Genomic DNA, 15686 nt, shown 5'->3' with positions numbered 1-15686 from the left:
AATATCAGCGGCTCTCAGCCCGTGAGGACTTCCGCATAGTTCAGCATGTCGATCGGCGGATACAGATCGAGTTTTTTTGCCACAGGCATGTTAATAATCAGCGAAAAGCGCTTCAGCGTCTCGATCGGGATTTCGCCGACCGGCGTTTCTTTCCTGAGGATTTTCACCGCCTTGGAAGCGGCGAGCTGACCGACCGAATAATAGCGGCTGATCAGCGCCACCAGCGCGCCGCCCTGCCGGATCGCCAGTTCGGCGGCGCCGAATGTCGGGAGGCTCTGGGCCATCGCCGCGGGGGTAACGCGGTTATATTGCGTGCCGAGGAACGTGTCGGGCAGCAAATAGAGCCAGTTGGCACCTTCGTGCTTGATCTCCGCGACCAGTTCCTCGATGCCGTCGGCCACCGGGCGCCCGTCGGCGCCGGCGCGGAACTGGCGTTCGATCAGGCTGAAATTCATCGGCTTCTGAAGATCGCGAACCTCCTGCACGATCGAGACCGAGTTCTGCTCGGTGGCGGTATAGAGCACGCCGAGCTTCGTGATCGGCCGGTAGGAATGCATGGCGCGCAACTGCGTGTCGGTCGGCACGACATGCACCGCGCCGGTCAGGTTGCGGTTCGGCACCATGCGGTCGGCGACCAGCCCGGCCGCGACCGGCGAGGCCACCAGCGCGAAGACGATCGGGATGTCGGTGATGAATTTTGCCTTGTCGGGCGCGTCGTAGCGGCCGGCAATGCCCAGCGTCACCGGCGTGCCCCAGGTATAGACCAGGTCCGGCTTCACTTCTCGGATCTCGTCGACGAAGCCAGGCAGCTTCGCCACACCGCGTTCGGCATCGCGCTCGATGAACTCGACGGCGATGCCGTTGCTGGCCAGATAATCGTCAAAACCGTCCTCAACCTCGGTGCGGCCGCGATAGGTGATGCGATATATCCGGTAAGGTTTTGTCTGGCCGCCTGACTGCGCAGCGGCGATACCGGGCGAAAGGACACCGGCGACACTGCCCGCCGCCATTCCGAGAAACGCGCGTCGCCTGATCATGGTCGCCTCCCCGTGGCCGGCAGTTCGAGTTTTGGCTGGCGCCGCGACCCCAGCACGGCGAAAAACAGCAGCGCGCACAGCGCCATGCCGCCGCCGATGATCATCACGGTCGTCGAGAAACCGTAAATGCCAAGCAGCACGCCGCCGACCAGAGGCCCCAGCGCGTTGCCGGTGCGCTCGACCAGCCGGAATATGCCGTAGACCGAATTCTCGCTGACATTGCCGGGCAGCGCCCGCCCCATCTCGCCGACAAGGCCGGAGAGCGGCGCGATGCTGATCGCCTGGCCCAGACCGAGGCCGAGCAGCATCAAGGCGATTGGCAGGATGTGGGCGCCCCCGAGGAATACGGCAAAAGCACTGACGCCGGCCACCAGCCCGCCCAGTGCCACGAACGGCGCGCGCATGCTCCAGCGGTCGGCCAGCGAGGCGAAGAACGGCACCAGCAAGACCATGGCGATCGGGTAGATCATCAGCATCCGGCCGGTCGTCGCCTGCGTCGCGCCGATGTTCTCCATCTGCAAGGGAACGAGGAAGAAGCAGAAAGCGACAAGGATGATCTTTGCCGGCATGGCGCAGAGGAACAGCAGCCCGGCCAACGGCGGCGACGAGATGATCGGACCGAAATCGCGCCAGCGGATCGCCGGCCCCTGCGACGTGCGGGACCCGGTCGCAGGCATGCAGAACCAGGCGAGCACCAGGCTGCAAAGGGCGAACAGGCCGGCGATGACGAATGTGCCGGGAATGCCGATGCGATCGGCGAGGATGCCGCCGATGGGCGGGCCGCAAAGGCCGGCGACGAGGATCGCGCTGATGAACATCGCCATGCCGCTCGACCGCTGGCGGATGTCGGTCGAGTCGATGACGAAACCCTGCGCGCTGACGAAGACCAGCGCGAAGCCGAGTCCGGAGACAGCCCGCGCCGCCGTCAGCCCGATCAGATCGCCGACGAAGGCCGAGGCGCAATAACCGATCAGGCCGAGCAGCGCGCCCGCCATCAGGCAGTTGCGGCGGCCGATGCGCTCGGTGACATTGCCGAGCAGCGGCTGCGACAGCGCCACGACGATCAGGAACGTCATCATCGGCAGGCTGATGACGAATTCGGGGGAAAGGCCGGCAATCGGCGTCGCCAGCGAGCGGATATAGACCGGCAGGAACGGCCGGGTCAGTTCCTCCGCCAGCATGAACACGAACAGCGGCGCACGCATGGCGATGACCTGCGCCGGTGCTGCAATCACGCCCTCGCCCAGGCCGAAGCGGCCGCGCATCATGTCCAGCGCCTGTTGCGAGATCTGGTCGCCGCGTTCAACCACATTGTTGCGCAGCGATGTATAGGTCGAATGCAATTGTCCGAGTCGGTCGTCGAGCGAGCGGGCGAAGCCGCCGAACTCGCTGCCGGCATCGACCGGGGGATGCAGCCTGAGGTCGCCCTTGCGGATGGTCTTCAGCCGCCGCTCGACGCCTTCGATGGCGCCATAGAGGCCGGCGCCGAAGCCGACATAGACCAGTTCGAGCGCCACCACCGCCGTCACGAACATGACGATGACGAGATCGATCCACAGCGTCGACACGACCTGCCGCGCATAAGCCGGGTCGAGGCCGACGACGAGCGTTTCCTGACCACCGCCCTGTACCGAGATCGGCACGCTGACGCTGTGCGTCGGATCGACGGCGGTCGCGACTTTCGCAGCATCGCCCGTCGCCGCCTGATAAAGCGTCGCGCCGCCGGCGTCGCGAAGCGCGATGTAGGAAAGGTCCGGATTGCCGGCGAGGATGCGCTGCAGATAGGCGTCGAGCCCCTGCAGCCGGTCGAGCGGGACGCCCAACTCGAGCGCCCGGCCGATCAGCGAGGCCGTGGAGCCGGCAACGGTGGCAGCCTTGCGCTCGAGTTCCGGCTGGAGAACCGACTGCGCGCGCTCAGCCGTCTGGAACGACAGGAACACCAGCGCCACGATGAGCACCGCGAGCACGGTGATCGACAGGCGGACGCGCAAGCTGTTCATGCGTGCGATTCCGGCTGAAGGCGCTGCATTTCCCGCGCGGCCCGGCCGATCGGATCGTCATCCGAGGCGCCGAGCGCCGATTGCCTGGCGCGGCGGTGCAGATTGGTGAGAAGCAGCAGGCAGATCAGGCTGCCGGCGGCGACTGCCGCGATACCGGCGGGAATGGCGCCATTGAGAATCTCGAAGCGCAGCCGGTCGATCGCGCCGTCGATCGCGGCGCGGTCCAGCCGCACGACGACCGTGCCCACCGCCGCCCCGATGTCGTTGGCGACATGCTCCTCCTGGCGGAAAGCGCCTGCATCGTCGGCGGCTGCGTCCTTGATTCCGACCCGTTTGGCGTCGCTGCTGAACACCACGGTGCCGTCGTCGGAGGCAACGTCTATCGAAAGCGTCAGCGGATCGGTCGCGGCCTGGCGCGCCAGCAACCCGGGCAGGGTTGTCTGCTCGGTCAGCCTGATGCCCAACGTGGAGGCTGTGGAAATGTCGTTGCCGATCCCGTCGGCGGTCATCGCCATGCGCGAGCGGATGAGATCGAGATAGGCCGAGCGCACCCCGCTGAAATTCATGTAGGCAGCCAGAAACATGGCGAAGCCGATGATCACGGCGAAAACCGGTACTGTGCGCAGCGCTAGCCGTATCATTTGGGAATCACTGGAATTCGCTCGCCCCATTGGAGCACTGCGAGATTAGCAGAATATTATTATAATCAATAGGTTTTGTCGGATGACAGTGGGGGGCGGCTCGAATACCGTTGCCACACACAGTTGCGACTCATACAAACCCGCCATGGCCCCCGGTACGAGGATCATTCTGGCTATCCTTGGCGTCACGAGCGCGGGCCTTGCCCTGTGCGCGGCGCTGGTTTTCGGCAGCCTGGACCGCGTTGCGCTGCGCACCGCCGAGGCAAATGTCGACTTCCTGCTTACCCAGCTTCGCGACACCATTGAAGCCAATGCCGGGCTCGGCCTGCCATTGGCCGATGTGCGGGTCGTCCAGGACCTCATCGAACGCGCCAAGGCGACCGATCCGCAGGTCGTGGCGGTGGAGGTATTCTCCCCGGATGGTGTGTCGCTGTTCAACACGGATCGCGGCAGCATCGGCGAGGCCATCTCGTCGGCGTGGCAGACGGCGGTGCGCTACCGCGTCGAGCACGAACGCTGGCGCGTCGAGGAATTCGGCAACATCGTGGTCGGGCAGATCATCCGCAACGATTTCGGGGAGCCGATCGGGCATCTCGCCATCACGGTTTCCGGCGAAGCACGCGCGGCCCTCGCCCGTAACGTGCTGGCCGGGCTGGGGTGGCGTGCTCTGTGGGTGGTTCCGGCGGCGCTGCTGGCGGTTCTCATCGTTTCGGTCGTGCTGCTGGACCTGTCGGGTCGCCCGCTGAGGAAGCTTGCTGAACGGCTTGCCGCACAAGATGCTCCAACGGGCGACACCGCTCTGCCGGTGCGCTACCTCGCGGGCGCCGACGGCGTGCGGCTGTCCGTCGACCGAGCTGTCTCGGATTTCGACCGGGCCACAGCCGAGGTGCTGAAAGTCGACGAAAGCGACGACCGCGATGAAGCTTGAGCGCGCGCGAGCCTGGGTTCCGGCAGCCATCGTCGCCGTGGTCGTTGCGGCGGCGGTCGGCCTGTCCGCCTTCCTGCTGCTCGATGCCGGCCTCAAGCGCAGCGCGCCGACGTTGGAAGAGGCGACACGAACCGGCGCCGCCGCGGTCGGCATGGCGGTCGCCGGGCAGTTTTCGCACGCGCTGCAGCTTGGCATCCCGCTCGACAAGCTGCCCGGCATCGAACCCTACCTGCGGCATGTCGCCGACAGTTCTCCGCAGGTGCTGGGGCTGGCGATTATCGACAGCGCCGGCAAGACGGTCGCAGCGACCGGCGGAGACGTAACGGGCGAGAGTTTCCCGATCAGCGGCGACGGCGTGTCGGCGACGCTCGTAGTCGAGGGTGAATCGCCGCTGATCGAGCAGGCGGTTTCCCAGGTGCGGATCGCGCTGGCCATTACCGCCGTGCTGGCGGGGACGGTGGCCGGCGGCATGGTCGCCTTCTTCGTCGCCTTCAATCTTTATCCCGCGCAGTCGCGTCTGCTTGCCGACATCGAGCGCGTTTCGGCGGGAGACTTCAGCGCGCATCTCTATAGCGACGATCGCGGCGTGCTGTTTTCGGCGTCGCGCGCGCTGGCCCGTAACATCGAGCGGGTCAAGGCGGCGCGCCGCAATCTCGTCGAGGCCGTTGCCACCATCCGCGCCATCGATTTCGACGGCAGCCTCGGCCGCCGAGTCGACGCCATTTTGCTGCCGATCGACAGCCGCTACACCTTTGCCGACAGCGGTGACGATGTTGCCGTGGAGACCGCCCCGAGTGGCGGCGCGGCATGGCGCGTCGCTCTGCTGCTCGCCATCTATGCGGCGGCGTTTCCCTACGTCGCCAATTTTGCGATCGACCGCGAGTCGGAGATCGTGGCGCTCCCCTGGCTGCCGGTCCTGCCGCTGCTGGCAGAACTCGCCGCCGCATTCGCCGGTGCGCTGATCGGCCGAAAGACGGCCGGGCGATCCGGTGCGCTGCTGGCGCTGGCCGGACTGGCGCTCGCCCTGGCGCTCGGCGCGACCTACTGGTGCCGCACCTATGATGTCTTCGTGATGCTCCGAGCCTTGGCGGGTCTCTCCGGCGGGTTCATGGCCGCCGCGCTGCTTGTCCACCGGCGCATGGACCTGCCCAGGGTCAGCCTCGCGACACTGTTGATCTTCTCTGCGCTGCTCGCCGCCCCGCTCGCCAGCGGCCTCTATGCGGAAGCGATCGGCCGTCGCTCCGGCTTCCTCGTGCTCGGCATCGCGGCGCTGCTGGCCACGCCGTTCATCGCCTATGGCGAGACCACGCCAGCCGGAACGGCGCGAATGCCCAGCGCCTCGCCGATCGGCCTGAGCGATCTGCTGCTCGGCCTGTCCGTGCTTCCGGCCGCCGCGATGGTCCTGGTCGGGCTTCCGGCCGGGATCGGCTTCGACAATTATCTCGTCGGCACGGGGGCCGCGGCGGTGCTGGCCATCGCCGCCCTCGTCGCACAGGCGCTGCCGCCGCTGGCTTGCGGCGGCGCGATGCTTGTCGGCGCTGTCATGCTCTACGATCCGCTGTCGAACCCGGTCGTTTCGACAATGGCTGCCTGTGCGCTCCTGGGCTTAGCCGCCGGTGGCGCCATCCGGTCCCTCGGCGGCGCGGCCAATCGGCCCTGGCTGGCACTTGGCTGCTCCGCCGCGGCAGGCCTCGCCATCGCGGGAGCGACCGCCCAATCCGGCATCCCCTACGCGATAGCGGTCGCCGTGGTGGGCCTCGCGGTCGCTGCCGGCCAGTTCCTCGGCTGGCGTTCCGCCGAACCCGTTCCGGCCTGAGGACAATCATGCTCCTCAGCACACGCATCGCGGTATTCGTCTCGCTGGCCTTCATCCTCGCCTTCGGCACGCTGGCGGTCATCGGCGCGCAGCGCGAGACGCTGGCGGCCCAGCCCTATACGCGCATCGCCATCGCCGGACAGGAGGCGTTGTGGCGCGAGATTTTGCAGACCGAGACGCGCCGCCTTTCCATGCTTCGGGAGCGCATCGCCACCGACGCCGGCGTCATCGATGCGTTCCGCCGGGGCGACCTGCCCTCGCTGCGGCGCATGGCGCTGACCTGGACGCAACCCTGGCTGACCTCGGGCGAACTCTCCGACCTGCAGATCCTCGATCACCAGGGCCACATTCTCGTCTCCAGTTCGGCGCTGGCCGAACCGGCCCGGCTTCTGGACATCAGCACGATCGGCGCCATCCTCGACGGGCAGGAACCGGCCGGCATCCGCCAGGTCTCGTCGGACGCTTTCCGCATCGTCGCGGCCAAGCGCTTCGAGAACTGGGACGGCTCGCCGACGGTGCTTGCCATCGGCTCCAAGGCCAGCGGGCCGCTAAAGAGCTTTGCCGAGGCGATGAACGCCGAAAGCTATCTGGTCAGCACGCGCGGCAGGCTGGTCGAGGGCACGGAATCGCAACTCTGGCAGAATCTGGCGCTTAGCTTCCCGCAGCGCATCGGCTCGGTCCAGCAGGACGAAGTCAACGACCGCCTCTACGCGGTCACGGCCATTCCGCTGGCCGACATCTCGGCCGGCTCGGCGGGGCTTCTGGTCGCCGCGCAGGACGCCACCGAAACGCTGCTGGCGCTCGACCGGCTGACGACACTCACCATGATAATCATGGCCGCGGTGGCAATCCTCACCGTGGGCGGCCTCTACTTCTATCTCCGCTACAGTTTCAACCCGCTGCGGCGCGCCGTTACCATCCTGGCGGCGCTGGCGCGCGGCGACACCTCGGCCACACTGGTGCGCAGGAGCGACGACGAGATCGGCCAGATCGCCTCCGCGATCACGGATCTGCGGCATAACCTCGTCGCGCTCAACGAGGCGCGGCGGCAGCGCGAATTGCAGCGCCGCCGCCAGGAGCGCTTCGTGCGCCGGCAGATGGAATCGCTCGCCGAAACGCTTGAACCCGGCGCCCGCGAGGAAGTGCTGGGCGATCTCGGCCGCATCGTGGCGGCAACCAAGGGCGGCGCAGAACCCTCGGAGGCCGTCGACCCGATCGCCCGGCTTATCCGCGAGGACGACCAGCTCGGCCCGATCGCGGCCGTCCTGCAGCAGATGTCGGGCCGCGTCGTCGACCAGCACCGGCGGCTGTCCGAACTGGTCGCCCGCCTGCGCGAGGCGCTGGTGCGCGAAACCCAGCTCGCCACGCTGCAGCAGGAACTGGCCATCGCCCGCGACCTGCAACGCTCCGTCCTGCCCGCCGACTTCCCGGAACGGCCGAGCTTCGCGGTCAAGGGCCTGATGCAGTCGGCCAACGAGGTCGGCGGCGATTTTTACGACTTCTTCGAGCGCGGCGACGGCAAGCTGGTCTTCGTCATCGCCGACGTGTCGGGCAAAGGCGTGCCGGCCGCCTTCTTCATGGCAATCTCGCGCACGCTGCTGAAAGCCATCGCGCTGTTCGAGAACGACCCGGCCGTCTGCGTGCGCCAGCTCAACGACTTGCTCGTGGTCGACAACGACCAGATGATGTTCGTGACGCTGGTGTTCGGCGTGTTCGATCCGCGAACCGGCCATGTCGATTATGTCAATGCCGGCCACAGCGCACCGATCCGGGTGAGCCCGAACGGCGGCGTCTCGGTGGTCCCCGACCACAGCGATGTCGCTGTCGCCGTCATGGACGAGGTCGAGTTCACCAGCCATTCGATCGACCTCGCGCCGGGCGAGATGATCGTGCTCTACACCGACGGCGTCAGCGAGGCTTTCAACGCCGAGGGCGACCAATTCGGCGATGCGCGCCTGCTCCTTGCGCTGGAGGATTTTCGCGACGCCAGCGGGCCGGACGCCGTCGCGCAGGGCATCCTGTCGACCGTCAAGACCTTCGAGAACGGCGTGCACCAGTCGGACGACATCACCTTGCTGGTCGTGCGTTTCAGCGGCCCGGTCGCGTCGCCGGCGCTGCCCCGTCCGCTAGAAACGCTTGCTGGCGAAGGCTGAGCCGGCCAACCCGAACCTCCAGGGCAATTCCATCGCCCGCGTGATGCCGATGCGCGGACCGGAAACCGTCTTGGCCTTCTCGCCAGGCACCGTCAGGTCGAAGGGCGCACGATCCAGCGGCAGGGCGTTGAACGAGAGGTCGATACCGAGCGCCTGCGTCAGCCGGCCGGGTCCGGAGCACAACAGGCGCACGGGCTCCACCCCTCGCCGCGCGCGCATCGTATCGAGACCGTGGCGCGGCTCCAGCGCGCGGATCAGCATGGCGCTGCCGGGCAGGCAGACGAAATTCAGGCACCAGTGGATGCCGTAGGAGCGGTAGACATAGGCATGGCCGGGCGGGCCGAACATCGCCTGGTTGCGCGGCGTCGGGCCGCGAAAGGCGTGCGAGGCCGGATCGTCGGGCTGATAGGCCTCCGTCTCGACGATGATGCCGCCCACACCGGCAACGAGAAGGCTCGCGCCGATCAATTCGCCGGCGACTTCCACAGCGCTTCGGGAAAAGAAGGTGCTCAGCATGCTTTCCATTCGCCGTCGGCAGGCGCCGACGGAATTTCCAGTTCCGCGGAGCGTTTTTTCCCGCTGCGAGTTTGAAATGCAAGCAGCGGAGGAAACGCAGATGACAAACGGCACGACGAAACAATCCGCCCTCGAAGCCGCAAAGGAGGCGCCGGAACTGGAAGAGACGGACTGGGACGATATCGAGGCCGCCGATCCCTTCGCCCCGGAGGCGGAGCTTGAAGAGGAAGAGATCGAAGGCGAGGTGCCTGGCGATCTGCCCGACGAGGACGACGACAACGCCTATCAGGAGAGCGACGAGGCGCTGCCCGACGATCTGGAAGAAAAGGTCATCCAGCGCGATCCGTCGCGCGAAGGGAGCCGGTTCGACGAGATTTGATCGTCTCCGGCACGATGATTTCGGCGAGCCATTGGCGCACCGCCGCCACGTCGGGCAAAGCATAGTGCGCCTCGGTCTCGCCACGCGGCCGGACGCGGATCGACAGGCCGCCGATGTCGTTGACGAATTCGAAGCCGCTCTCGTCCGAAACGTCGTCGCCTATGAACACCGGCACTCGCCCTTTGAACGGTTCGATCCGCAGGAATCGATCGATGGCCGCGCTTTTCAGCGCCCCGACCGGCATGAATTCCAGGCCCGCATTGCCCGCGACGATGCGATAACCCGTGGGCAGCCGCGCCAGCGCCGCCTCCGCCGAGGCCTTGACGGCATCGAAGGCCTCCGGCGCGGCGCGCGTATGAACAGCAAACACCGGTCCCTTGCGCTCGAAATAGACCCCTGAAGCGTCAGCGAACTCGCGCTGCATGGCCTCCGCCACCGCCGCCACGTCCTCCGGTTCGTCGGCAGTCTCTATCTCGCCGCCGTGCGTCAGCCGGTGTTCCAGGCCATAGAGCCCGGCCACCGGAATCGCCATGGGCGCGAAGATGCGATCCACCATCGCCACCGACCGGCCGGTGACAAAAGCCAGCGCGCCGCCCGCCGCCTCGCCGGCCGAAACCAGCAGGTCACGCAGTTCGTCATCGACCGCGATGCCCTCAGGATGCGCCTGGTGCTCGATCAGCGTGCCGTCGATATCGAGAAACAGCGCGAAAGGGCTTTCGGGCATAGGGGGGTTCATTGAAGCATTCATGCGCGCAACCTCACGACATTGTCCTCGGGCCTGGATGTCATCCGGTTCACCGGTCCCCCTCCGAGGTCCCGAAACTGTTCCCGCTGGCGCAGCCGCGCCGCATCCAGGAGCATGCTGCCGGCCCAGCGGTAGACATTGTTGGCGCGCACCACCTCGCGCAGCCGGCGCATGCGCATCGTCTGTTCCTCGGCCGGCATGGTCAACGCCTGGAAGAATGCCTCGCCCATGCCGCTGGCGTCGAACGGGTTGACGATCAGGGCCTCCAGCAATTCGCGCGAGGCGCCGGCGAAGGCGCTGAGCACCAGCACGCCGGCCTCGTCGTCGCGCGCCGCGACGAATTCCTTGGCGACGAGATTCATGCCGTCATGCAGACTGGAGACGACGCAGACATCCGCGGCGCGGAACAGGTCGGCCAGTTCCTTGTGATCGTGGTGTTCGGGCACCAGCACGATCGGCTGATACCCGTCGCTGCCATAACGGTCGTTGATCTCGGCGACCAGATCCAGGCATTCCTGATAGAGTGCCTGATAGGCCGGCAGCGTGCCGCGGCTGGGTGCGGCTATTTGCAGGAAGACGAGACGGCCGATCCAGTCGGAATGCTGGTGGAAGAATTCGTCCAGGGCGTGGAAACGGTCGAGAATGCCCTTGGTGTAGTCGAGGCGTTCGACGCCCACCGCCAGCTTGACGTCCGGCGCGAGATCGTAGCGCTCGAAGACCCTGCGGCGTGCCTCCGCCGCCGTCTCGCGGCGCTCCTTGTCTTCCGGCCACTCGATCGAGATCGGGTAGGAATGCACAAGCGTCGTCTGGCCGCCATAGGAGATGGCAGCACCCTCGCGGTCTACCCGCGACTCCAGGAAGCGGTCGACGCTCTCGACGAAATTGTTGCAGTGCAACTGAATATGAAAACCGAGGATCGAACTGCCGAGCAGCCCGTCAAGAATCTGCTCGCGCCACGGACAGACGCTGAACACCTCCGAATTCGGCCATGGAATATGCCAGAAGGTGATGATGATCGCGTCGGGCAGCCGCTCGCGGATCAGCCTCGGCAACAGGGCAAAATGGTAGTCCTGGATCAGCACGATCGGCCGCTTGGTCTTCGCTTCCTCGACCACCGCATCGGCGAATTTGCGGTTGACGGCCTGGTAGCACTCCCAGTCCGCCGCCCGGAACAGCGGGCGCGTGAAGGCGATATGGCAGAGTGGCCAAAGACCTTCATTGGCGAAGCCGAGATAATAACCCTTGTACTCCTCCTCGCTCAGCCAGACGCGCCGCAGCGTGTAGGCGGGAGCGTCCGGCGGCACCATCACATGGTCGTTGCGGTCGCTTGTCTCGCGGTCGGCCGAGCCGCCGCCATGCGCGATCCAGGTTCCGGCGCAGGTGCGGGTGATCGGCTCCAGCGCCGAGACGAGGCCGCTGGCCGGCACCTTCAGCTCGATGCCGTCCTCACCATGCTCGTGGATGTATGGCTCGCGGTTCGACACGACGATCAGTTCGGTGTTCGGCAATTCACTGGCCAGGATCTGCCGCAGCATGTCGGGCGACCATTGCACGAAGGCCTCGTCCGGCGATCGTCCGTTCTTCTCGCCCTCACGCAGCAAGGGAGCAGGATCGGGCAGAGGGGCGGCGAAGGGAGGCACCGGCGAACGGCGTCTTAGAACCACGATCACGCAGGCCAGAGCGACCAGCGATACGATCAGACTTGAGGCAAGGATGGTCCAGTGGAGGGCGGCGGGAAACAAACTGTCTGGCGTCATCGTCACTTTTCTTGTGGTCGATCACCACCCGCACCGCCGTCACCCGACGCTGCCGGCACCGATCTTTCGAACAGGCGGCGGACGGTTAACTTTTCGCAGCGCAATACGTTCCCACAAAAATAGATGCGTTTTTGCAGCGCTCTTGCGTGCCCCCTCCACCGCCTTCGGCGGTCCCCCTCCCCCGCTTCGCAGGGGAGGAACCGTGGCGGCGCCGTCGGTACGCCCTTGATCCTCCCCCGTGTACGGGGGAGAGGGACCGCCGAAGGCGGTGGAGGGGGCATACAGGAGAACCAATGCGACCGGGATTCCCGCTCATGCTTCCCTTACCTCAACTCCTCACGATCAGCGGCGCCATGCCCTCGTGGCGGCGGTCGAGGTAGCAGACGACGCGGTCGCGGACGCGCTCGAAGACAAGGTCGACGCTGGCGTCGCCGACATGGATGTGGCGGACCGCCAGATTGTCGATGCCGATCGGCAGGCGCGGATTGGTCACCTCGATCTCGCCCTTCCAGCCGTCGACCTTGAGGCCGAGGCAGGCCTGCAGCAGCATGAAGGCCGAGCCCGCCGACCAGGCCTGCGGCAGGCAGGCGACGGGATAGGCGACCGGCGCCTCGCCGGGCGCTCGCGTAAAACCGCAGAACAGTTCGGGGAGCCGCATGCTGAAATGCACCGCCGCCTCGAAAGTGCCGCTCATCAACTTCACGACGTTGTCGCGGTCGCCATAGCGCGCCAAGCCGGCGGCGCAGATTGCCGTGTCGTGCGGCCAGATCGAGCCGTTGTGGTAGGACATCGGATTGAAGGGCAGTTCGGTCTCGGCTAGCGTGCGGATGCCCCACCCCGTGTAGAGCGAACCTGCCAGCAACTGTTCTGAAAGCCGCGCCGCGCGCTCGCGCGAAGGGAGGCCGACATAGAGCAGATGACCGGCATTCGAGGCCCGCACCTGGCAAGGCAGCCCGTCGCCGTCGATGGCGAGCGCATAATGCCCCTGCTCCTCCATCCAGAACCGGTCCTCGACCGCGTCGCGCATCTTTTCGGCCAGCCCCTGCCAATGGGTGGCGCGCTCCTCCTCGCCTCGCATGGCCGCAAGCCCGGCCAGACCCTGGAAGGCGGCGAAGACATAGCCCTGGACTTCCACCAGCGCGATCGGGCCGGGCGGAATGCGGCCGTCGGCATGAAAGATCGCGTCGGCGCTGTCCTTCCAGCCCTGGTTGGACAGGCCGGAATCCGCCGCCCGCTTGTAAGTGAGAAAACCGTCGGCATTGCGCGCGCAGGCTTCCTCGATCCAGCCAGCGGCTGCGCAGAGCGACGGCCACATACGGTCTACGAAAGCAAGATCGCCGGTGCGCTCGGCATAGGAGGCGGCGAGATAGATGTAGAGCGGCGTCGTGTCGACGCCGCCGTAATAGCGCGCGAAAGGCAGTTCGCGCATCACCGCCATCTCGCCCTTGCGCGTCTCGTGCATGATCTTTCCGGGTTCGGAATCGCTGAAGGGCGCGGTTTCCGTCGCCTGGTGGATGGCCAGAAATGCCAGCACGCCACGCGCCAGGCCGGGATTGAGCCACAGCATCTGCAAGGCCGAGATCACGCCGTCGCGGCCGAAGGCCGTCGAGAACCAGGGAATTCCGGCATAGGGATAAGGCCCGGTCGCGAGATCGGTGGTCAGCAGCGCGATATCGGCGCGGGTGCGCGTAAGCCAGTCGTTGAAGACGCGCCCTGAACTATGCACGGTAGCGCCCAGCCGGCGTTTCGTGCGCATCGCCCAGCGGGCGCGGGCGGCGGCGGCACGGAACCGCTCGCGGTCGGGAACCGCGTGCTCCTTGCCGACCTCGATGTAGAGAACCTCCTGCGCGCGATGCGCCACCGGCACGCTGAATTCCGCGTGGGCGCGCGACAACTCGTCCGGGCTCCTCGAAAACGCCACGACCGAATGCCGGACCACCTCGTCCAGCCCGTCATAGCGAAAGGTGATGGCGTCCGGCACGGTCTCGGCGTCGTAGGAACGTCCCCGGCGGCTGCGGGTCGAACCGCGAACCTCGAACATGTCACGAAAGTCGACGTCGAATTCGAGACGCAGCGGGATGCGCAGCGGCCGCCCGGAATAGTTGGAAAGCGTCAGCCGCTCATACATGCGCTCCTGCCAGAGGAAGCGCGTCCGCTCTATGTGCACGACGCCCTGGCGCAGGTCCGGTCCGTCCTGCAGCCTGAGCGGCAAATTGGTGAGGTTGGCCGTGAACAAAATATTGTCCTGCGACAGCGAAGCGCCGAGCAGCGATGGCGTCCGGCCGCCGATCAACAGCCGGAAATGCGACAGCACGCGGGTGTCGTCGCGGAACAGTCCGTCACCGGAACCGCGTATGTCGCCATAGGCGTCGGAGACGATGAAACAGTCCTCGTGCTTCAGCGCGAACTGACGATGCGGCTCGCGAGGCGCGGATTCGTCGATCGACGAAAGCGCAACTGCAGGGTCGAGCCTCTGCTCATCCAGCGACAGACCAGCCGGCGGAATGTTTTGAGCAAGCTCGTTCATGCCGTCGCTCCGGAGACAGCCCTCAACGGGGTGCGAGCGCCGCCGCCCATTCTCGCTATTTGGACCGCGTAGATCGCCTCGTAGTCATCCACCATGCGCGGAACCGAGAAGCGGGCCTCCAGCGTCCGCCGAATCTTCGCCCGATCCAGCCCGGCGAGCTGCCCTACCCTTTCAACCGCCTTCTCGATGCTGCCGACGACAAAGCCGGTAACGCCCTCGTCGACGATCTCCGGCATCGCGCCTTCGTTCCATGCAATGACCGGCGTGCCGAACGCCATCGCCTCGATCACCACCAGCCCGAAGGGTTCAGGCCAGTCGATCGGGAACAGCAGGCCCGCGGCCTCGTGCAGGAATTTTGCCTTGGATTCCTCGCCGACCTCGCCGAGATAGACGACGTTTTCGCCGTCGATCAGCGGCTCGATGTTTTCGTGAAAGTAAGCGCGGTCGCCATCGCCGATTTTCGCCGCCATGCGCAGTTGCATCCCACTCAGCCTGGCGATCTCGATGGCGCGGTCCGGCCGTTTGTCGCGCGACAGCCGGCCGAGGAAGGCGAGATAGGGCCGCCCGCTCCGGTCTGGCTCGGCAGGCATCCGGTAATGATCGAGCGGCAGGCCGTGATAGACGGTGCCGACCCAGTTGGCCTCCGGCAACGGCTTTCGCTGGCGTTTCGAGATCGAGATCATCGGAAAACCCGGCCAGCGCCGGTACGCCCCCACAAGGTCGACATAGTCCAGCCTGCCATGCGGCGTCGTCACAGTTTTCTCCCGCATCTGCTCGAAAAACGGGAAATGCTGAAAATGGCTGAGATGGAAATGCAGGACGTCGAAGTCGCCTGCGCGCCGCCGCACGTCGTCCAGCATCGACAGATGCGCCGCGATCTCCGATTTCAGCGGCGCCGGGTCCAGCCGCAACGACCGCTCCCGGCCCGCGACCAGCCTGGCTGTCGTCCTCGACTCGCCGCTGGCAAACAGCGTGACCTCATGGCCACGCGCCACCAGTTCCTCGGTCAGGGTGGAGACGATCCGTTCCGTGCCGCCATAAAGCGGCGGGGGAACGGGTTCGAAAAGGGGGGCAATCTGGGCAATTCGCATCGGTCGGAAAATTCGCTTTCAGTCTGGGTGACGGGCGCGCCAAAGGCTCCCTCGACCGACTGAACCCATAAGACCGGGCAGAAGTTCCCGCGACGT

General features: G+C 66.2%; 12 protein-coding genes. 4 read left to right on the top strand and 8 right to left on the bottom strand.

The window, feature by feature from the left end:
- Positions 1-14: 14 nt before the first annotated feature.
- The 3 genes from ABMA59_RS32910 to ABMA59_RS32900 are packed head-to-tail and all read right to left on the bottom strand — an operon-like array spanning position 15 to position 3678.
- Positions 15-1037 carry an ABC transporter substrate-binding protein gene (locus tag ABMA59_RS32910; protein ID WP_349009592.1) on the bottom strand — a complete coding sequence of 341 codons (1023 nt, stop codon included), beginning with the start codon at positions 1035-1037 and terminating at the stop codon, positions 15-17.
- Positions 1034-3037: an MFS transporter gene (locus tag ABMA59_RS32905; RefSeq protein WP_349009591.1), complete on the bottom strand. Its 2004-nt coding sequence runs from the start codon at positions 3035-3037 to the stop codon at positions 1034-1036. Before ABMA59_RS32905 ends, ABMA59_RS32910 begins: the two co-directional genes overlap by 4 nt.
- On the bottom strand, positions 3034-3678 hold the full coding sequence (locus tag ABMA59_RS32900) for a hypothetical protein (protein ID WP_349009590.1): 645 nt from the start codon (positions 3676-3678) through the stop codon (positions 3034-3036). Before ABMA59_RS32900 ends, ABMA59_RS32905 begins: the two co-directional genes overlap by 4 nt.
- 145 nt (positions 3679-3823) lie before the next feature.
- On the opposite strand from ABMA59_RS32900, the gene ABMA59_RS32895 reads away from it, so the two are divergent.
- Genes ABMA59_RS32895 through ABMA59_RS32885 form a run of 3 tightly spaced genes read left to right on the top strand, consistent with a single transcriptional unit; the run spans position 3824 to position 8575 of the window.
- Positions 3824-4606 carry a hypothetical protein gene (locus ABMA59_RS32895; protein WP_349009589.1) on the top strand — a complete coding sequence of 261 codons (783 nt, stop codon included), beginning with the start codon at positions 3824-3826 and terminating at the stop codon, positions 4604-4606.
- A complete protein-coding gene (locus ABMA59_RS32890; protein WP_349009588.1) occupies positions 4596-6422 on the top strand; it encodes a hypothetical protein in 1827 nt (608 codons plus the stop codon). Before ABMA59_RS32895 ends, ABMA59_RS32890 begins: the two co-directional genes overlap by 11 nt.
- 8 nt (positions 6423-6430) lie before the next feature.
- Positions 6431-8575: a SpoIIE family protein phosphatase gene (locus tag ABMA59_RS32885; protein WP_349009587.1), complete on the top strand. Its 2145-nt coding sequence runs from the start codon at positions 6431-6433 to the stop codon at positions 8573-8575.
- Here ABMA59_RS32885 and ABMA59_RS32880 read toward each other — a convergent pair.
- Complete coding sequence (locus tag ABMA59_RS32880; protein WP_349009586.1) at positions 8549-9091, bottom strand: DNA-3-methyladenine glycosylase; 543 nt, start codon at positions 9089-9091, stop codon at positions 8549-8551. The genes ABMA59_RS32885 and ABMA59_RS32880 overlap by 27 nt on opposite strands.
- Before the next feature lie 100 nt (positions 9092-9191).
- Between ABMA59_RS32880 and ABMA59_RS32875 the strand changes: the two genes are divergently transcribed.
- On the top strand, positions 9192-9470 hold the full coding sequence (locus ABMA59_RS32875; protein WP_349009585.1) for a hypothetical protein: 279 nt from the start codon (positions 9192-9194) through the stop codon (positions 9468-9470).
- On the opposite strand, the gene otsB is transcribed toward ABMA59_RS32875, so the two are convergent.
- The 4 genes from otsB to ABMA59_RS32855 all read right to left on the bottom strand — a co-directional run bounded on the left by otsB (position 9421) and on the right by ABMA59_RS32855 (position 15590).
- Positions 9421-10194: a trehalose-phosphatase gene (otsB, locus tag ABMA59_RS32870; protein WP_349009584.1), complete on the bottom strand. Its 774-nt coding sequence runs from the start codon at positions 10192-10194 to the stop codon at positions 9421-9423. The two genes, ABMA59_RS32875 and otsB, sit on opposite strands and share 50 nt — an antisense overlap.
- A gap of 20 nt (positions 10195-10214) precedes the next feature.
- Entirely contained in the window at positions 10215-11972 is a 1758-nt protein-coding gene (locus tag ABMA59_RS32865) for an alpha,alpha-trehalose-phosphate synthase (UDP-forming) (RefSeq protein ID WP_349009583.1), read from the bottom strand.
- 328 nt (positions 11973-12300) lie between these two features.
- Positions 12301-14499 (bottom strand): amylo-alpha-1,6-glucosidase, encoded by a 2199-nt coding sequence (locus ABMA59_RS32860; RefSeq protein WP_349009582.1) that lies wholly within the window; start codon positions 14497-14499, stop codon positions 12301-12303.
- A complete protein-coding gene (locus ABMA59_RS32855) occupies positions 14496-15590 on the bottom strand; it encodes a glycosyltransferase family 4 protein (protein ID WP_349009581.1) in 1095 nt (364 codons plus the stop codon). Before ABMA59_RS32855 ends, ABMA59_RS32860 begins: the two co-directional genes overlap by 4 nt.
- Between the last annotated feature and the right edge of the window lie 96 nt (positions 15591-15686).

This window comes from Mesorhizobium yinganensis (assembly GCF_040081985.1).
Taxonomy (GTDB): Bacteria; Pseudomonadota; Alphaproteobacteria; order Rhizobiales; family Rhizobiaceae; genus Kumtagia; species Kumtagia yinganensis.
The sequence above is the reverse complement of the archived record's forward strand: the minus strand, read 5'-3'. Positions and strand labels throughout refer to the sequence as shown.